This is a genomic window from Dechloromonas sp. ARDL1 (genome assembly GCF_051122455.1).
Classification (GTDB): Bacteria; Pseudomonadota; Gammaproteobacteria; order Burkholderiales; family Rhodocyclaceae; genus Azonexus.
In genome coordinates this window covers 3,820,039-3,838,727 of record NZ_CP168939.1, presented here as the reverse complement: position 1 = coordinate 3,838,727, position 18,689 = coordinate 3,820,039, and the positions used below count along the sequence as shown (strand labels likewise).

16 protein-coding genes and 2 pseudogenes are annotated in these 18,689 nt (G+C 57.5%); 5 read left to right on the top strand and 13 right to left on the bottom strand.

Going from position 1 to position 18,689, the window contains the following annotated elements; genetic code table 11:
• Window position 1: 1 nt before the first annotated feature.
• The 5 genes and pseudogenes from AB6Q56_RS18940 to AB6Q56_RS18920 all read right to left on the bottom strand — a co-directional run bounded on the left by AB6Q56_RS18940 (window position 2) and on the right by AB6Q56_RS18920 (window position 4,709).
• Entirely contained in the window at window positions 2-934 is a 933-nt protein-coding gene (locus AB6Q56_RS18940) for a hypothetical protein (protein WP_434514584.1), read from the bottom strand.
• 68 nt (window positions 935-1,002) lie between these two features.
• Window positions 1,003-1,839: an NAD(P)/FAD-dependent oxidoreductase gene (locus tag AB6Q56_RS18935; RefSeq protein WP_434517180.1), complete on the bottom strand. Its 837-nt coding sequence runs from the start codon at window positions 1,837-1,839 to the stop codon at window positions 1,003-1,005.
• A gap of 128 nt (window positions 1,840-1,967) precedes the next feature.
• Window positions 1,968-2,249 (bottom strand): annotated as a pseudogene (locus tag AB6Q56_RS18930) (NAD(P)/FAD-dependent oxidoreductase); the annotation flags it as partial.
• Between the two features lie 128 nt (window positions 2,250-2,377).
• Window positions 2,378-3,028: a hypothetical protein gene (locus AB6Q56_RS18925; RefSeq protein WP_434517179.1), complete on the bottom strand. Its 651-nt coding sequence runs from the start codon at window positions 3,026-3,028 to the stop codon at window positions 2,378-2,380.
• Window positions 3,029-3,062: 34 nt separating this feature from the next.
• Window positions 3,063-4,709: a B12-binding domain-containing radical SAM protein gene (locus AB6Q56_RS18920; protein WP_434514583.1), complete on the bottom strand. Its 1,647-nt coding sequence runs from the start codon at window positions 4,707-4,709 to the stop codon at window positions 3,063-3,065.
• A 228-nt stretch (window positions 4,710-4,937) separates the two neighbouring features.
• Here AB6Q56_RS18920 and AB6Q56_RS18915 point away from each other — a divergent pair, with 228 nt between their 5' ends.
• Window positions 4,938-5,546: a DUF2726 domain-containing protein gene (locus AB6Q56_RS18915; RefSeq protein ID WP_434514582.1), complete on the top strand. Its 609-nt coding sequence runs from the start codon at window positions 4,938-4,940 to the stop codon at window positions 5,544-5,546.
• Between the two features lie 258 nt (window positions 5,547-5,804).
• Here AB6Q56_RS18915 and mnmE read toward each other — a convergent pair whose 3' ends face one another.
• The 5 genes from mnmE to rpmH are packed head-to-tail and all read right to left on the bottom strand — an operon-like array spanning window position 5,805 to window position 9,550.
• Window positions 5,805-7,151, bottom strand: a complete 1,347-nt coding sequence (gene mnmE, locus AB6Q56_RS18910; protein ID WP_434514581.1) for a tRNA uridine-5-carboxymethylaminomethyl(34) synthesis GTPase MnmE — start codon at window positions 7,149-7,151, stop codon at window positions 5,805-5,807.
• 3 nt (window positions 7,152-7,154) lie between these two features.
• On the bottom strand, window positions 7,155-8,798 hold the full coding sequence (gene yidC, locus AB6Q56_RS18905; RefSeq protein ID WP_434514580.1) for a membrane protein insertase YidC: 1,644 nt from the start codon (window positions 8,796-8,798) through the stop codon (window positions 7,155-7,157).
• 24 nt (window positions 8,799-8,822) lie between these two features.
• Window positions 8,823-9,032, bottom strand: a complete 210-nt coding sequence (gene yidD, locus AB6Q56_RS18900) for a membrane protein insertion efficiency factor YidD (RefSeq protein WP_434514579.1) — start codon at window positions 9,030-9,032, stop codon at window positions 8,823-8,825.
• The gene (gene rnpA / locus AB6Q56_RS18895) at window positions 9,029-9,400 is read right to left on the bottom strand and encodes a ribonuclease P protein component (protein ID WP_434514578.1); all 372 of its coding nucleotides are present in this window, start codon (window positions 9,398-9,400) and stop codon (window positions 9,029-9,031) included. The genes yidD and rnpA overlap by 4 nt, the downstream gene beginning before the upstream one ends.
• Before the next feature lie 15 nt (window positions 9,401-9,415).
• Window positions 9,416-9,550 (bottom strand): 50S ribosomal protein L34, encoded by a 135-nt coding sequence (gene rpmH, locus AB6Q56_RS18890; protein WP_027457001.1) that lies wholly within the window; start codon window positions 9,548-9,550, stop codon window positions 9,416-9,418.
• Between the two features lie 236 nt (window positions 9,551-9,786).
• Between rpmH and dnaA the strand changes: the two genes are divergently transcribed.
• From dnaA to gyrB, 3 genes are all read left to right on the top strand, one after another.
• Complete coding sequence (gene dnaA, locus AB6Q56_RS18885) at window positions 9,787-11,181, top strand: chromosomal replication initiator protein DnaA (RefSeq protein WP_434514577.1); 1,395 nt, start codon at window positions 9,787-9,789, stop codon at window positions 11,179-11,181.
• Window positions 11,182-11,390: 209 nt separating this feature from the next.
• Window positions 11,391-12,497 carry a DNA polymerase III subunit beta gene (gene dnaN, locus AB6Q56_RS18880; RefSeq protein WP_434514576.1) on the top strand — a complete coding sequence of 369 codons (1,107 nt, stop codon included), beginning with the start codon at window positions 11,391-11,393 and terminating at the stop codon, window positions 12,495-12,497.
• A 75-nt stretch (window positions 12,498-12,572) separates the two neighbouring features.
• Window positions 12,573-15,050 carry a DNA topoisomerase (ATP-hydrolyzing) subunit B gene (gene gyrB / locus AB6Q56_RS18875; protein WP_434514575.1) on the top strand — a complete coding sequence of 826 codons (2,478 nt, stop codon included), beginning with the start codon at window positions 12,573-12,575 and terminating at the stop codon, window positions 15,048-15,050.
• 273 nt (window positions 15,051-15,323) lie between these two features.
• Here gyrB and istB read toward each other — a convergent pair whose 3' ends face one another.
• The 3 genes and pseudogenes from istB to AB6Q56_RS18860 all read right to left on the bottom strand — a co-directional run.
• On the bottom strand, window positions 15,324-16,124 hold the full coding sequence (gene istB, locus AB6Q56_RS18870) for an IS21-like element helper ATPase IstB (RefSeq protein WP_434517117.1): 801 nt from the start codon (window positions 16,122-16,124) through the stop codon (window positions 15,324-15,326).
• Window positions 16,114-17,610, bottom strand: coding sequence for an IS21 family transposase (istA, locus tag AB6Q56_RS18865; protein ID WP_434517118.1), 1,497 nt, complete (start codon window positions 17,608-17,610; stop codon window positions 16,114-16,116). The genes istB and istA overlap by 11 nt, the downstream gene beginning before the upstream one ends.
• A gap of 97 nt (window positions 17,611-17,707) precedes the next feature.
• Window positions 17,708-17,884 (bottom strand): annotated as a pseudogene (locus AB6Q56_RS18860) (transposase); the annotation flags it as partial.
• Between the two features lie 321 nt (window positions 17,885-18,205).
• On the opposite strand from AB6Q56_RS18860, the gene dtd reads away from it, so the two are divergent.
• Window positions 18,206-18,658, top strand: coding sequence for a D-aminoacyl-tRNA deacylase (gene dtd, locus AB6Q56_RS18855; protein ID WP_434514574.1), 453 nt, complete (start codon window positions 18,206-18,208; stop codon window positions 18,656-18,658).
• Window positions 18,659-18,689: the final 31 nt, after the last annotated feature.

The window sequence follows — 18,689 nt, the reverse complement described above, 5'->3', positions numbered from 1 at the left end:
TTCAGTTCTCCAGCGCGTGTGAGGCAAAGGCCTCGATTTCGAGCAACAAGTCATGCCGGCAGATGTCGGCCTGCAGATAGACGACCTCGGCGTCGCCGATCAGCGGCCTCAGCGTATCGCGAACCTTGTGGAAGTCCCGGGCGTGGCGAACGTAAACGCGGTACGACAGTTCGCCCAGGGCAAAGGCCGGCGAGCGGCACAGGCGAGCGGCCTCGCCGACCACTGCGCCAATGTTGGCCATGGATTCGCGCGTCTGCCCGACGACATCGCCGGGATGTACCGTCTGATGGCCGACGATGCTTGCCGTGCCAGAGATGAACAGTATTTCCTGTCCTTCGGGATGGACCAGCACAGCACGCGAGAAGGTCGGGCTACGCGGACCGTAGTCGGCGGGATAGTTGTAGGCACTAACCTGACGCGGATTTTCGACCGGAACGGCCGGCATCGTACCGGCCATGAAGGCGATGTTCAACGAGCCGCCGGTCAAGCCGATGGCACAGGCTGCCGGCACGTTGCCGGTAGCCCCCCGCTGGCATTCGATGAAGGCGTCCTGGCGGCCGATGTTGAACTGCCGATAACGCTCCAGGCCGCCGGTTTCCAGGTTGATGTTGGCCAGGTAATTCCATACCCGCCACAGATGCGGCATGCCTTGCTCGTCGAGCAGCCGGAAAATCCGGCGATAGGCCTCGGCGCTTGCCGCCTGCAATGGAGAACTACCGGGCACCGCCGGAAAATCGGCCTCGTTCAGCGCGACGACCCCATAGAGCACACCGTCGGCCCGACGCCAGTCGATGTCTTCGCTGCAGCCCGTCTGCACCGGTAGATCGGTCAGCCAGGTTTCATGGATAACCGCCGATGTGGAACCGAGCAGGGGCGCGAAAATCCGTTGTACCGGCCAGGCAGGCAGGACACCGCTCGATGGTTCGCCGACCACGGCGCCACCCAATTCTCCGCTGGTTTCACGTGAAACCTCAGAGGCTGATGAGACAAATCGAAGCATTGTCAGGCGTTATAGACGACGTTGTCGTCGACCTTGCGAATATTGAACTTGCGACGTTTCCAGCCCATGAAGGCACGCTTCGGCTGGGTAATGTTGGCGATGTAGTAGAGCATCTTGAAGGCCCGGATCGACGACCAGATCGGCGTCTTGCCAAAAATGTCACCAGCCAGCATGGACAGCACGGCTTCCTTGGTCCGGAACAGATTGCGCGGCCCCATGAAAAAATCACGCATGATCGGATTGGTCACCCGATAGATGAACCACGAAAATTCCTTCGGCCCGTGTTTCATCAGGGTATCGAACTTCTTCAATGCAGCAGGTGCCTTGGCCGGCGTCTTCAGGCAGGTATCGATCGCTTCGGCAGCAATGACGCCGCTATTCATGGCCAGCAACACGCCGGACGAGAACACGGGATCAATGAAGGCATAGGCGTCGCCGAGCATGACGTAGTTGTCGCCGTGATTGCGCTCCGAGACGTAGGAGAAGTTGCCGGTCGCTTCGACCTCGTTGATCAGCTTTGCGTCGGTCAGGCGCTCGGTCAGTTTCGGGCACATGGCGATGCCGTCACGCAGAAATTGTTCGAGGCTGCGCTCACCCTTGGTCTTCATGTAGTACGGCCAGGTCACCATGCCGATGCTGGTGATATCGTTCTGCATCGGAATGAACCAGAACCAGCCGTGATCAAACCAGAAGATGGTGATATTGCCGGCTTCCTGCCCCGGATTGCGGCGGGCGCCGGTGAAATGGCCGTAGATTGCCGAGCTGTTGTGCTTCGGATTGCGGTGCTTGATCTGGAAACGGTTGGCCAGGAAGGTATCGCGCCCCGAGGCATCGACCAGGAAACGGGCGTGCCATTCGGTTTCACGGCCGTCGTCGTGCTGGGCGCGGATGATGACCGAGTTGTCGGGCTGGATTCCACCGCCTTTGCCTTGCAGCCTTCGTGGACCTCGACCCCCTTGCGCGCCGCGTTGCGGATCAGGATGGTATCGAACTGGTCGCGCTTGACCTGGTAAGCGTGCGGCATCGACTTGTTCCAGGCCTCGGCAAACCAGAAAACCGACGACTGGTCGTGGTTTGGCGAGACGAACTCGGCGCCCGGCTTGTGCATCCCGATGGCCTTCACCTCGTCGGCGATGCCCATGCGTTCGAACAGCGGCAGGTTGGCCGGCAAGAGGGACTCGCCAATGTGAAAGCGCGGGTGGTGCGCTTTTTCCAGGATCACCACCCGATGGCCTTTTTCTGCCAGCATCGGTGCCACCGTCGTCCCCGCCGGTCCGCCGCCAATGACCAGCACGTCGCATTGCCGACGTTCAATCGTCTGTGCCTGCTGTTCCATGATTACAACCTTCTATCGATCTCTGCGGCGGCGAAGAATGCTTACTTGCCTTTGTAGGTCATGTAACCCACGGTTTCGGAATGGCCTTCGATCTTGCTGACCGTTCCCTTGGCCCAATACACGTAGTACGGGCCGAAGCTCGACCACCAGTAACGCCAGTACGGACCGTCCAGTTTCGGATTCTCGTTGGTCTGCGGGTGACCGACCGACATGATGACCTGTTCCTTGGTCATTCCTTTCATCAGCTGGCCCTTGGCGATGGCGTTGCGCACGGCTGGTGCGAATTTGGCGATTTTCGGCTTGGGGTCGTCGAGTACGACGATCTTGCCCACCCATTGCTCGGTCGTTTCCTCGGCCCGGCCGTAGTCATGTCCCAGGCGCATCGGCTTGCCGTCGACCTCGGCGTAGACCCGGTAGCCGTCGATCTTCTTGACACTGATCGGCGTACCGGCCGCGATGAAGGGCAGTTGAGCCAGATTCGAATCGCTGATCCAGTCGCCGGAATAGTGCAGGTTGCAGCAGGCATAGCCGTTGCGAATCCCGGATTCCTTCTTCGCAGGTTCGGATGCAGCAGTGGCCGGTTTACCTTCTTCCGGTTTGCTTTCGTTGCTCTTGCAGGCCGCCAGCGCGAGTGCCATGCCGAAGCAGGCAACCAGCAGACGGACGCTTCCGAATTTCGCGAATTCCTTCATCACCGGTCCCCATTCCTGTACGAAAGACCGGCAATTATACCGCTGCCGTCACGGGCGACGGCGTGCCGCACGCATTGCCTTCGTAGACGACCGGAATAATAAGCTTGGCGGCGTCGCGCCGTTTCATCTTGATTCCGGACATCGACACGATGTTGTCGATCTGCAGATCCGTTGACAGTTGCGGCTTGAGTCCGACCGGCTGACGCGGATGCAGCTTGAATTCGCGCTTGGCCTTTTCCAGCTGCTCCTTGTTGGAGCTGAAGTAGCGCGCAGCGGCGATGGTTTCCGGCAGGTGCTTGAGAATGTGCCACAGGCTCCAGCGGTGCTGCCACAGGCGTCTGGCAAAGCGTCGGCGGTAACCCTTGCTGTCATAGAAACGCTTGATGTGCCAGTTGTACAGCGCATCCATTTCCTCGCGCGTCTCAAAACCTTCCGGCTTGTAGACGAAATTCAGGCAATTCATCAGGCGCCAGTCCTCGATGAAATCGCCGGTCGGGTCGTTGACGCATTCGTCCCAGATCGGCGCGCCGTGCAAGGGGCTGAATTTGGTCATGTTCATTTCATCGAGGCCGAGCGAGAGGATGAAGTCGCTGGTCGTGCGCACGGTGTCCGGCGTCTCGCCCGGCATGCCGAAAATGAACAGGCCCTTGGCGCGCAAGCCGGCCGCGTGAATCTGCCGCACCGTATCGCGTACCGCATCCAGTGTGACACCTGCCTTGTGACGCTCCATCATCATCGGGTCGGCTGACTCGATACCGATCGATACCATCAATGCACCGGCTTTCTTCAACTGGATGAGCATTTCATCGGAGGTATGCCCGGCCCGGATGGCACAATTGAATTGCATGCCGAGCGGTTTTTCGATCAGCAATGCGCACAGGTCGAAGACGCGCTGTTTCTTGGCGGTAAACAGATCGTCGTACATGTTGATGTGCCACACGCCGAACCTGTCCCGCAAGTACTTCATGTGATCGTAGATGTATTGCGGCGAATTGGTCTTGTATTGGCGTTCGAATACGGTGCGGTCGCAGAAGGAACAGGTGTAGGGACAGCCGCGCGAGGTGATCATCGTCGCGCCATGCTTCTTTTCGTAGGCAAAGAGCGGTAGATGGTAGTCGTGCGGGAAGCCAGCCAGCTTTTCGTAGGCCGGGAAGGGGAGTTCATCGAGGTCGACAATGCGGTTGCGCCGGGGATTAACGATGATGCAGTCGGCTTCGTTGCGCCAGATCAGGTTGCCGATTTCAGCCATCGGTTTGCCGTCAGCCAGTTCGAGCATGGCACCTTCGCCCTCGCCCATGATCAGGCAATCGATTTCCGGAAACTTTTCCAGAATAGGCGCGCCAAGCGAGGAAACATGCACATTGCCGAAAACGATCCGGATATCCGGACGCCGCTCACGGATGTAAGCAGCAATTTCGAATGCGTCCATGAAACCGGATGTCGTGGCCGAAAAGCCAACCATCTCGGGATCAGTCGCCAGCACGATTTCGGCATTCTCTGCCGTGGTCGGCGGAGCGTAGGGTCCGAGACAATCGTGTAGTTGCACCGAATGACCAAATTTTTCCAGCCACGAAGCCAGTTGCATGATGCCGATGGGCGGCATTCGGTTGGCCAGTACTGAAAAATCGGGTTGTCCTGGCACAAAATTGAAACCAGCAGGATGAACAAGTGTGACGCGCATGAACCTTCCCCGGACGAAGTGGCTGGATTTTATTAGAAATGTCCTGCTCTTCAGCAGTTCAACAACGCGATGCCATCAATACACCGCTTCCTCACTCCGGTGGATATCCCGTGATCGAAGACGCCATCGCTCTCTCCGGGAGAAATCGCTTTCCGCAAAAACATTTGCATAACCCGGGCAAAAAATTTATGCCATCATACTGGTTGCCGAATTATCGATCGTGTACTCATGGATCTGTTGATCGTTGCCATCCTCATCGCATCAGCCATTCTGGTCTATGTGCTGCTGCGAGGTCGCGACCGGTATTCGCCTGACGGTAAAAGAGAAGAATCCTTGATGCCTCCCGTCACACGCTCCAGAAATCCCGTATGGCCCATGTCAACGCTTGAGTTTGGTCCTCAAACGCGCGCTGGCGATGCGCCGATACAAAAGCCGTATCGCCTCCTTAACGATGCTGAACAGATTCTCTATTTCCGTCTATGCGAAGCCATGCCCAGGATGCTGATATTCGCTCAGGTTGGTGTGGCCCAACTGGCGCAATTGAGAGGTCGTCGGGAAGCCCGAAAATTGAGTACGATGCTGGGCAGAGGGGTTGATTTCGTTGTTTGTGGCAGCGATTTCAGAATTATGGCGGCGATCGACCTGGCCTGGCTTGGCAACGACGGCGGACAAAATTCGCCAGAGGAAGAAAAACGGCGTGCCTTGCAAAGCCTGGGTATTCCGCTGATTGTCTATCGTCCCAATCAGTTGCCGGACCCCGAAACGCTCAGCAAAGAGGTGACCAATGCAATCGTGCATCGAAAGCACCTTGAAGACGAACGTAGTTCGCTGCAATAAGCCAGCAGGCGTTTCCTTGGGGTTTACATATTAAAACTGTGTAAACAGTTACTACTGAGAATATATCGACGACAACTCTGTGGATAAAACTATTTTTACTTTTAAAATCATATAGTTGTATTGAAAAATCGGGCTCGGTAAACCCTCTGGATTGCCTGTGGATGAAATCGGGATAGTTTTTGGAAATTCCGGAAAACCTGATTTACCCACATTACCTGGACAACTTGTTCACAGCTTTATTGACAGTCTGGACGGTACTTATTTTCCGATGCAGAAACGGCTAAAAATGACGCCCAGCAGGTCATCAGCAGTAAATTCGCCGGTAATTTCCCCGAGTGCATGTTGAGCCAAGCGGAGTTCCTCGGCAAAAATTTCAAGCGCCGGAAGGATGCCTTCGACGACGCTCCGAGCCGCAGCAACATGTTCCTGCGCCATGGCGAGGGCGCGCAGATGGCGTTCACGGGCGATGAACACATCTTCGGCCTGATGCCAGCCGGCGATTCTCAACAACTCTCGACGCAGCAAATCGATGCCTTGATTAGCCTTGGCTGACAGGGAAATCGCCACGCCATCTGCTTCGTCGTGTCTTTCTGCTTCACGGTCGGCGAGATCGATCTTGTTGTAGAGGGTAATCCGTTGCAAGGTTTTCGGTAGCCGTTTCAGGATTTCCCGGTCCGTATCGGTGACACCCGTTCGCGCATCAACCAGGAGAAGAACGACATCGGAGCGTTCGATTTCCTTCCAACTGCGCTCGATACCAATACGCTCGACCTCGTCGTCGGTTTCGCGTAAACCGGCTGTATCGATGATATGCAACGGAATGCCTTCGATCTGGATAGTCGAGCGCAGGGCATCGCGCGTGGTACCGGCAATCGGCGTGACGATGGCCAGGTCGTCACCAGCCAGGCGATTGAGCAGGGATGACTTGCCGACGTTGGGCTGCCCCGCCAGAACGACGTGCAGGCCTGATTGCAGCAGTTTGCCTTGCCCCGCCCGGTCGAAAATTTCGGCCAGTTTCAGTTGCAGACGCTCAAGACGCCCGAAGGCATCGGCGGCCTTCAGGAAATCGATGTCTTCTTCGGGAAAATCGAGTGTTGCCTCGACCAGCATGCGCAGATTGATCAGTTCTTCGTTTAAGTCGCCGATGGCACGTGAGAACTCGCCCTGCAGCGAACGCACTGCCGAACGTGCGGCGCTGGCAGTGGCGGCGTCGATCAGGTCGGCAACGGCTTCGGCCTGGGCAAGGTCCATCTTGCCGTTGAGGAAGGCGCGACGACTGAATTCGCCGGGCTCGGCCAAACGGGCACCAAGATCAAGACAGCGGGCAAGCAGCATCTGCATGACTACCGGGCCACCGTGACCCTGCAATTCGAGCACGTCTTCACCGGTAAACGATTGCGGATTCTGGAAGTAGAGCAGCAGGCCGGTATCGATGCTGCTGCCGTCGGCGGCCCGGAAGTCGGCCAGCGTCGCGTAGCGCGGCCGAGGCGTCTTTCCGGTCAGCGCAAAAGCAAAGGGCAGCAAATTGCTGCCCGAGATGCGGATGACGCCGACACCCCCACGGCCGGGGGCCGTGGCGATGGCGGCGATGGTGCCTTTATTCACACCTTAGGCTTTCGCATCGTTGGCGGCCTTGCCGCCGGCGTCGATCATGCGGGTGATCTGCCACTGCTGGGCGATGGACAGCACGTTGTTGACCACCCAGTAGAGGACCAGACCGGCCGGGAACCAGAAGAACATCACGCCGAAGATCAGCGGCATCATCATCATGACCTTGGCCTGGATCGGGTCCGGCGGCGTCGGGTTCAGCTTGGTCTGCACGAACATCGACACCATCATGATGACCGGCAGGATGTAGTAGGGGTCGGCCGAGGCCAGGTCGGTGATCCAGCCGATCCACGGTGCGTCGCGCATTTCCACAGCACCGAGCAGAACCCAGTACAGTGCGATGAAGACCGGAATCTGAACCAGGATGGGCAGGCAGCCACCGAGCGGATTGACCTTCTCTGTCTGATACAGCTTCATCATCTCCTGATTCAGGCGCTGCTTATCGTCGCCGAAACGTTCCTTGAGCTGCATCAGGCGCGGCGTGAGCACCTTCATCTTGGCCATCGACTTGTACGACGCAGCGGATAGCGGATAGAACACGGCCTTGATCCCGATAGTCAGGATCACGATCGCCCAGCCCCAGTTGCCGACCAACTTGTGGATGGCTTCCAGCGCCCAGAAGATCGGCGCGGCAACGACGGTCAGCCAGCCGTAGTCGACCACCAGGTCGAGACCGTTGGCAACCTGCTTGAGGGAAGACTGCTCCTGCGGGCCGGCATAAAGGCCGATCGAGGTTTCGCCCTTGGCGCCTGGCGCGATTTCGGCGACCGGAACGATCACACCGGCCTGGAAAATGTTGCCGCCTTCGAGCTTGCGCATGTAGAACTCGCGCTGGGTCTTGTCCTTCGGCACCAGAGCGGCGACGAAGTAGTGCTGAACCATGGCCAGCCAGCCGTTGTCGGCCGTCTTGGCAAACTTGGCCTTGTTGTCGGCAATCGCGCTGAACTCGACCTTCTGGTACTTGTCGGCTTCGGTGTACACAGCCGGCCCGGTGAAGGTGGACACCATGGCCGTTTCGCCAGCGGGCGAAACATCGTTGCGCTGTAGTTGGAAGTAGGCATGCGGGGCGATTGCCTTATCGCCGTTGTTGGCGATTTCCCAGTTGACGTCAATCAAGTAGGAACCGCGCTTGAAGGTCAGAATCTTGGCAACCTTGACGCCGTTCTGCTCGGCTTCGAGGCGAACCTTGAGTTCATTGCTGCCTTCGGTCAGCTCCGATGCTCCGGCAACGCGCTTGAAAATCGTGCGGTGAGTTGGCAAGCCTTCGCCAATCAGGCCAGCCTGGGCCATGTAGTGATGCTTGGCATCGAACAGGACGAAATTCTTGTCCTTATTGTCGTGTTCCTTGTATTTCAGCAGTTCCAGGCTGACCAGATCACCACCTTGGGCGGAAATGGTCACCTTAAGCAGATCGGTGCTGATCGTGAAGGTTTCGGCAGTGGGAGCCGGCGTAGCGGCGGCCGGGGTCGGCGGAGCTGCCTTGCCTTGCAATGCGGCAGAGGGAGTGGGGGCGCCACTGGCGGCCTGATTGGCCGATGCGGTTTCCACGGCAGGTTTCGGCTGGTTGTGCTTCTGCCAGTTTTCCCACAGCATGAAGCTGGAGAAGGTGAAGATCAGAACCAGAATAAGGCGTCGAGTGTCCATGAACTGCCTACAAAAAATTGTTCGTCAGGGTACGGGATCATACCCGCCGGGATGCCACGGGTGACAGCGGCAGATGCGTTTTGCACCCAACCAGCCGCCGCGGATGGCGCCGTATTTCTGTACTGCTTCCACCGTATATTCCGAACAGCTAGGAAAATAGCGGCAACGTCGTCCGAGGAAGGGGCTGATCGCATATTGGTAGATGCGGACCAGGCCGATCAACAGACGCCTCATGATGTTTCCCGCTTTGGCCGGGGTCTTTGCAGCTTGTCGAGCAGAACGAGGAAATCATCGGCCAGCATTTTGCCATCAAGCGGGGACGGTTTTGTAGCAAGCCGAACGACCAGATCGACGGCCGGCAATGAGGAGCAACGCAAGCGGAACTGTTCACGAACAATGCGCTTGACACGATTGCGGTCTACCGCCCGCTTCAATTGCTTCTTGCCGACGACCAGACCCAGGCGCGCTTCGGTATTGCCTTCGGCACGTGGCTGGTAGTGCAACATCAGCCATTTGCCACGAATCGCCCTCCTGAAACCAAAAACGGATGAAAATTCATCCGTTTTGGTCAGGCGATAGCGTCTGGCGAAGCTTTGATTCACCTCGCCGTGTCCGGCTTAAACAGCCAGACGCTTGCGGCCCTTGGCGCGGCGAGCGGCGAGAACGGCACGGCCGCCCTTGGTGCGCGAACGGACCAGGAAGCCATGGGTGCGCTTGCGGCGCACGACCGACGGTTGATACGTGCGTTTCATGTCGTAATCCCTTGATGTGCTAAGAAAAACACGCGATTAGACTCCGTTGGCAGGGGGTTTGTCAAGATCAATTATTTTTCAAAGCTGTGGATAACTTGTTTGAGGGCGGGTAAAATTGCCCGTTCGTCAGCAACCGGACCGGTTTTTGGCGTATCCAGAAAATTGCAAATAAATCATATATCTAATAACCGCCATCGAGTCATTGCTCGAATGCGCGGGGAGGAGTGTTTTCGTCAATGGCCGGTTTTTGGGAATCCTGTTTGCAACGCTTCGAGCAGGAACTGCCCGCGCAGCAATTCAACACCTGGATCAGGCCGCTTCGGCTCGAAGGTGAAACCACGGCCCTGGAAAATGGTTTGCGCCTGATCGCGCCCAACGGATTTATTCTGAAGTGGGTACGTGATCGCTATCTATCGCGTATCGAAGATTACAGCCGCAACTTTTTTTCAGGCCCAGTCACCATTGCCTTGGTCATCGGTTCAGGCAAGGTCGCCCCGGCCCGTGTCGAGGCAACAGCCGAAACCATTGAAAGCAAGCCTGCCAAGCCGAGCGGCCCGGTCGAACGCAAGGGCAGCGCCCAGGAAAAACCGGGGACGCGCAAGAACAACTACGAAAAGTCGCGCCTGTTCCCAACCTTCACCTTTGACAATCTTGTCGTTGGCAAGGCCAACGATCTGGCGCGCGCGGCGGCCGTGCAGGTCGCCCACAATCCGGGTGGCGCCTATAACCCGTTGTTCATCTACGGCGGCGCCGGCCTCGGCAAGACCCACCTGATCCACGCTATCGGCAATACCATCCTTGCCGAAAATCCGGAAAAGGTCGTCCGCTATGTGCATGCCGAGGACTATTACTCCGACGTCGTGCGTGCCTACCAGCAGAAATCGTTCGACACTTTCAAGCGCATGTACCGCTCGCTCGATGTGCTGCTGCTCGACGACGTGCAGTTCTTCAACGGCAAGAACCGTTCACAGGAGGAGTTCTTCTTCCTGTTCAACGCACTGATCGAGGCGCGCAAGCAAATCATCATCACCTGCGATACCTATCCGAAGGACATCAACGGCCTGGACGACCGGCTGGTCACCCGCTTCGATTGGGGCCTGACCGTGCAGATCGAGCCGCCGGAACTGGAGATGCGCGTCGCCATTCTGAAGAAGAAGGCCGAGGCGGAAGGTATCCAGCTCGACGACGAAGTCGCTTTCTTCATTGCCAAGCATCTGCGCTCCAATGTGCGCGAGCTGGAAGGGGCCTTGAAGAAGGTACTGGCCTATTCGTCCTTCCATGGCCGCGCCATTGCGCTGGACCTGGCCAAGGAAGCGCTGAAGGATGTCATCGGCTCGGTGCGCAACGTCGGCATCGACAACATCCAGAAAACGGTTGCCGATTACTACAAGATCAAGGTCGCTGACCTGTTCTCCAAGAAGCGGACGCGCGCCATTGCCCGTCCGCGTCAGGCGGCGATGTGGCTATGCCGCGAAGTAACCTCGCACAGCTTCCCGGAGATCGGCGATGCCTTCGGGGGGCGCGACCACACGACGGTCATTCATGCGGTGAAGACCATCGACAGCCTGCGTACCAAGGAAAACGAGTTGAACCACGATCTGCATGTCTTGCTGCAAGTATTGAAAGGATGAGGCTGTCGATAATCCTGTGAACAAGTTGTCGACGCTTTGTGAGTCATCAGGTGAAACCCGCTTTGTGGGAAAATTATCCGGATTTCATCCACAGCCAATCCAGAGACTTTCGCAGACTGCCAAATCAAGTTTAATTTTTTGAAATAAAAGATAAATTTTCAGTTGTCCACAGAATTGTTCCCGATATAGTCTATAAAGGAATTTAATTTATGGTTCTTATTAAAACCCAAAGAGACACGCTTCTTGCCCCGCTGCAGTCTGTGTCGGGAATTGTCGAACGTCGTCATACGCTGCCTATCCTGTCCAATGTTCTGTTGGAAAAGAAAGGCGATCGCCTGACGCTGCTGGCGACCGATATCGAAATTCAGATCACCACCGCTACCGAAGGTGCAGGTGGCGATGGCGATGGTGCTGTTACAGTCGGTGCCCGTAAGCTGCAGGAAATTCTGCGTTCGCTGCCGGATACCACCGAAGTCAGTTTGGTCCTCGAAGACAAGCGCCTGCAGGTACGCGGCGGCAAAAGCCGTTTCAGCCTGCAGACGCTGCCGGCCGATGACTTCCCACGCATGACCATCAGCGAAGGCGAAACCAAGCAATTCTCGATTTCGCAGAAGGCTTTCCGCCAGCTGATCAGCAAGACCCAGTATTCGATGGCGGCTCAGGACGTGCGCTACTACCTGAATGGTCTGTTGTTGCTGGTCGAAGGCAAGGAACTGCGTGCCGTGGCCACCGATGGTCATCGTCTGGCCTTTGCCAGCGTCGAGATCGAAACCGAACTGCCGCGCCAGGAAATGATCCTGCCTCGCAAGACGGTTCTCGAACTGAACCGTCTGCTGGTCGATACCGACGATGCGCTGAACATTACGCTGACCCCTAACCAGGTTCGTTTCGCTTTCGGTTCCGTCGTTCTGGTTTCAAAGCTCATCGACGGCAAGTTCCCGGATTACGAGCGTGTCGTTCCGGCCACCCTGAAGAACCACATGAAGGTCGGGCGCCAGACGCTGATGCAAGCCATGCAGCGTGCCGCGATCCTGACCAACGAAAAATTCCGTGGCGTCCGCGTCGTGTTGGGTGAAAACAGCTTGAAGCTGATCGCAGCCAACGCCGAGCAGGAAGAAGCGCAGGAAGAAATCGAAGTCGATTACACCGGCGATGCCATCGATGTCGGCTTTAACGTCGGTTACCTGCTGGATGTGCTAAACAACGTCCATGCCGATGAAATCCAGTGGAGTTTCAACGACGCCAATTCGAGCGCGCTGATTACCTTGCCGGGTAACGACCGCTTCAAGTACGTCGTGATGCCGATGCGCATCTGATTTTTCCAGCAGTAACCCGAAGGAAGGTCTGTCCAGCCGGGCAGACCTTTTGTAGTTTCACGTGGAACCAAAACAATGAGTGAAGAGAACGTCCCGCAAAGCGCCTCGCCGGCCTACGGCGAATCCAGCATCCAGATCCTTGAAGGTCTGGAGGCCGTGCGCAAGCGTCCCGGCATGTACATCGGCGATACGTCCGACGGTACCGGCCTGCACCACCTGGTCTTCGAAGTCGTCGACAACTCCATCGACGAAGCGCTGGCCGGTCATTGCGACGACATCATCGTCACCATTCACACCGACAACTCGATTTCCGTCATTGACAACGGCCGCGGCATCCCGACAGGCGTCAAGATGGATGACAAGCACGAGCCGAAGCGCTCGGCTGCCGAAATTGCGCTGACCGAACTGCACGCTGGCGGCAAGTTCAACCAGAACTCCTACAAGGTTTCGGGCGGCCTGCACGGTGTGGGCGTTTCGTGTGTGAATGCGCTATCCAAGTTCCTGCGCCTGACCATCCGTCGTGATGGCAAGAAGCATTTCATGGAGTTCTGCCGTGGCGTGCCGGTGGACCGCGTTATCGAAACCCGCGACGGCTTCGAAATTTCACCCCTGAAGATCATCGGCGATACCGAAAAGCGCGGTACCGAGGTGCACTTCCTTGCCGATGAGGAAATCTTCGGCCACGTCGAATTCCATTACGAAATCCTCGCCAAGCGCCTGCGCGAACTGTCCTTCCTGAACAACGGCGTGTCGATCAAGCTGGTCGACCAGCGTACCGGCAAGGAAGAGCTGTTCGCCTTCGCCGGTGGTGTGCAGAGCTTTGTCGAATACGTGAACCGCACCAAGTCGGTCTTGCATCCCAAGATTTTCTACTCGGCCGGCGAGGCCAAAGTAGGCGATACCGGCGTCACCATCGGCGTCGAAGTGGCAATGCAGTGGAACGACTCCTACCAGGAACAGGTGCTCTGCTTCACCAACAACATCCCGCAGTCCGATGGTGGCACCCATTTGACCGGCCTGCGCGCCGCAATGACCCGCGTCATCAACAAGTACATCGACGAAAACGAAATCGCCAAGAAGGCCAAGGTCGACATCAGCGGCGACGACATGCGCGAAGGCTTGGCCTGTGTGCTGTCGGTCAAGATGCCTGACCCCAAGTTCGCCTCGCAGACCAAGATGAAACTGGTGTCGTCCGAAGCACGACCGGCCGTCGAGGAAGTCGTCGCCCAGAAGCTCGCCGACTTCCTGCTCGAGAATCCGATCGACGCCAAGACCATTTGCGGCAAGATTGTCGAAGCATCCCGGGCCCGTGAAGCCGCCCGCAAGGCGCGTGAAATGACCCGCCGCAAGGGCGTGCTGGACGGCGTCGGCCTGCCCGGCAAGCTGGCCGACTGCCAGGAAAAAGACCCGGCGCTTTCCGAAATCTACATCGTCGAGGGTGACTCCGCCGGCGGCTCCGCCAAGCAGGGCCGCGACCGCAAGTTCCAGGCCATCCTGCCGCTGCGCGGCAAGGTGCTCAACGTCGAGAAGGCACGTTTCGACAAGCTGATCTCTTCGGAGCAGATCGTCACGCTGATCACCGCGCTCGGTACCGGCATCGGCAAGGACGATTTCAACGTCGAGAAGCTGCGCTACCACCGCATCATCATCATGACCGACGCGGACGTCGACGGTGCGCACATCCGTACTTTGCTGCTGACGCTGCTCTACCGCCAGATGCCGGAACTGGTCGACCGCGGCTACATCTACATCGCCCAGCCGCCACTCTACAAGGTCAAGCACGGCAAGACCGAGCGCTACCTCAAGGACGATCAAGAATACAACCAGTTCCTGCTCAACATGGCGCTCGACGAAGCCGTCCTCACGCCGCGCGCCGGTGCCGAAGGCATCAGCGGCCCGGCGCTGGAAGCCCTGGCCCGCTCCTGGCTGGCCACCGAGGCGGTCATCGAACGCCTGTCGCACATCATCAACCCGGAAGTCCTGCAGTCCATCGTTCGCCACAATCTGGCAATCGATCTCTCGTCGGAGGACAAGGCACGGACCAGCGCCGACCTGATCGCCGGCAAGATTGCTGCCGGAACACGCATCGTTCCCAAGTTCGACGACATTCAGGAACGCTGGATCCTGCGCATCGAGCGCATGCACCACGGCAACCTGAAGGTCGGTCTAATCGACGAGGATCTGCTGCTCTCCGGTGATTTCATGCAACTCAAGCGCACGGCGGAAACCCTCTCCGATCTCTTCGGCGCGGGTGCCGTGATGGCGCGTGGCGAGAAGAAACAGGTCGTCACCAACTTCGGCGACGCCATGAAGTGGCTGCTCAACGAAGTCGAGCGCGGGATCAGCAAGCAGCGCTACAAAGGTCTGGGCGAAATGAACCCCGAGCAGCTATGGGAAACGACCATGGACCCGAAGGTTCGCCGTTTGCTGCGCGTACAGATCGATGACGCCATCGCTGCCGACGAAATCTTCACCACGCTGATGGGCGAAAATGTCGAACCGCGTCGGGAATTCATTGAAACCAATGCGTTGAATGCGCGTATCGACATCTAACACGGTTGTCGGATGCCACAGAAAGTGAATTTTCTGCCAAGTTAGTGCAGAAAAAATGTCACAGAAACTGACGAAAAGCTCCTTCGGGTGTCGGCGCGCGTTTAAATTTGACCACCTGTGCGCGTTGAATTTTGACCAGGTGTGATAGCCACCTGACATAGGTGGGCTTGTGGATAAGTGTAGCTCAGAACAACTGATTTCCGAGCCACGACGAATGCGTTGGGAAAGCCGTGGAGGACGGAGTCCGGAACGGATTTCCCAACGCGGCCTCGATCAGAACGGATCTGCTTCGGGTGGATTTCCCCGCTTGCTCTGCTCCCGCGCCTTGATCCTCGACTTGGCCGTTGCCGTGCTGTGCCGGAAGCGAAACGACTCATTCCCGGTCTCGACGATATGGCAGTGATGCGTCAGCCGGTCGAGCAAGGCAGTGGTCATCTTGGCATCGCCAAAGACGCTCGGCCATTCGGCGAAGGTCAGATTGGTCGTGATCATCACACTGGTGTGCTCGTAGAGTTTCGACAGCAAGTGGAACAGCAAGGCGCCACCGGCCTGACTGAACGGCAAATAGCCCAACTCATCGAGGATGACCAGATCCATGCGCAGCAGCCCCAAGGCAATCCGCCCGGCTTTGCCAGCAGCCTTCTCCTGTTCCAGCGCATTGACCAGATCAACCGTCGAGAAGAAACGCACCCGCTTGCTGTGATGGGTAATGCCCGAGACACCCAGCGCCGTCGCGAGGTGGGTCTTGCCAGTGCCCGTGCCACCAATGAACACGACGTTCTGGGCTTCCTCGGCAAAGGAGAGGTCGGCCAGTTGCCGGATCAGCTTCTGATCCACCTTCGATTGTTCGAAGTCGAATCCGGCCAGATCACGATGTACCGGGAAGCGGGCCGCATGCATCTGATAGCCAATCGAACGCATCACTCGATCAGTATGCTCGGCTTGCAGTAGATGTTCGATCAGCCAACGTGAGGCTTCGACACGGCTGCTACCGTTGGCTGTCAGCTCCTCCCAGGCACCGGCCATGCCGTGCAAACGCAGTTCCTTGAACTCGCTCATCAGCTCACGCATGATCAGTCACCTCGGTACGCAAGCGGTCATAGCGGCCGGTATCGGCAATCGGTACTTCGCTGAGGGTGAGTGGCGTTTCCACCGGTGGCGGCATGGGACCCGACTTCAGGCGGTTGAGCATGTTCTCGATGTGCTCGGCACTGGGTAGGCCGGACTCCAGCACCAGATCGACGGCAACCAGCACCGCTTCCAGATCAAACTGCGAAATTGCCGATAGCACTTTGGCCATCACCCGATCACCACCTTCCCGGCGCAGGAGCAAGCTGCGTAATCGTTGCAATGGCTCCGGCATGTCGGCAAACGGCGCGCCATTTCTCAAGGCCCCTGGCTTGCGTTCGATCAGCGGGATGTAGTGCTGCCAGTCGTAGAGGGTTTGCTGCCGACTGAAGTTGCGGGGATGACTGGCCACCCGAGTATCGTGCGCCACAATGTCGATCCGTTCCGGATAAAGACGCAGGCTGACGGCTTGGCCCACCAGTTCGCACGGTACCGAGTAGCGGTTGCGATCCAGCGTCACCAGGCAGGTGCTCGATACCTTGCCCAAGGTTTCGACGTAGCCATCGAAGGATGCGACCATCGGCATCAGGCTCGGTTGTTCGTGTTCGAGCATCTCGGCCACTGTCAGGTCAGCGTACTCGGGATGACGCAATTCCTGCCACAGCCCCCGGCAGCGCTCGAGCAGCCAGACGTTCAGTTCGGTGAATGAACTGAATCGCTCCTTGCCGGCATCCTGCCAGAGACGGAGCCGACTATCCTGGACGTTCTTCTCGACGACGCCTTTCTCCCAGCCGCTGGCGACATTGCAGAAATCCGGATCAAACAGGTAGTGGGAGGCCATCGCCGAGAAGCGCGAATTGACGATGCGGGATTTGCCTTTCTGCACCTTATCCACGGCCGTCTTCATATTGTCGTAGATGCCGCGCCGGGGAATGCCACCCAGCGCCGCAAACGAGCGGGTATGGGCATCGAACAGCATCTCGTGACCTTGCGTCGGATAGGCTTGAACGACAAAGGCCCGACTGGCGCAGAGTTTCAGATGTGAGGCGAGAATCTTGCGCCAGACCCCGCCAATGACCAGATGCTCTTCGCTCCAGTCGAACTGGAAGGCTTCGCCCAACTCGAAGTGGAGCGGAACGAAGGCTTTACTGACGGCTGCACCGCCATCGGCCCGCCAGCGCCGGATGAATTCGGTGACCCGGCAGTAGGTACCGGTGAATCCGGCGGCCTGCAATTCGCCAAACAGTTTCAGTGCTGTGCGCCGATCCCGTTTCGGACGGCGGGCATCCGCCTCCAGTGCCTTGATCAGGCGCGCCGCATACGGGGCAATCTTGATGTTCGGGTTCTGCCGTTCGTACTTCGGCTCCGCCCCTTCCGGTGTCCGTAACCAACGTTTGACGGTGTTCCGGCTATACCCCGTCTTCCGCGAAATCTCGGACAGCGATAGGCCATCCCGATAAAACAACCGCCGAATCCTTCCCAGATCCTTCATGGTGATCATCTCCTAAAATCCTGCTCAAAAAATGAGCGGACGAGTTAATCACCCTGGTCAATTTTCAGCGCGCACACCCCCACTTTTCTGGTCAGTTTTCAACGAGCGTCAACAGCTTCGCATCCGGAACTGACATGCCGCCGAATTTCGCCCGCCAGTTGTAGAACGAGGCGTCACTGAAGCCGTGTTGCCGGCACAGTTCCTTGATCGCCACGCCGGCTTCCGCCTGCTGCAAAAAACCGATGATCTGCTCTTCTGAAAACCGCTTCTTCAAGTCCATTCTCCTTCTCGAAAACGGACTTTACTAAATTGCCGGTGGCACTGATTACGGGGGGCACCTCAAGTTCTTAATAAAGCCTAATGTTTAACGTCGAAAACGCTGTGCAAATTTATAGCAAATTCTCCATTTGCAGTGGCAAAATTGCAGGAAATATGCAGTTTCTTTGACACCTTGCTTGGATAGCCATGCCAAGGTATGTGAAATTTCCTAAGTGCTGCCAGTGGGGTGAGTTCACTTTCCTTGGCACCCAACAACTTCGGTTCATAGTGAAAGGGCTCCCAACGGAGCCTTTTCTATTTTGGGGAGCAAATATCTATGCGAGTAATCGTCCAAAGGGTGAAGGTGGCCTCGGTTACGGTTGATGCACAAGTCGTGGCCGAAATCGGTCCCGGGCTGCTCGTTCTGGCCGGTTTTGAGGCTGACGATACGGAGAGCGATCTCGACTGGATGGCCGGCAAGCTGGTGCGCCTGCGCCTGTTTTCCGACGAGGCCGGGGTGATGAACCGCAGCGTGCAGGAAATTGATGGCGAGATTCTGGCGGTTTCGCAATTCACACTCTATGCCTCGGTGAAGAAGGGAAACCGGCCTTCGTGGAGCCGGGCGGCGCGGGGCGAGGTGTCGGGGCCGCTGTTCGAGCGCTTTGCCGCCAAGCTTTCCGCCGAACTGGGCAAGCCGGTGTCGACCGGTGTTTTCGGTGCCGATATGCAGGTGGCGCTGGTCAATGACGGGCCGGTGACTCTTACGCTGGATTCACGTAGCCCTGATTAGTTACCGATCGGTATAAGTCATTTGATATTGC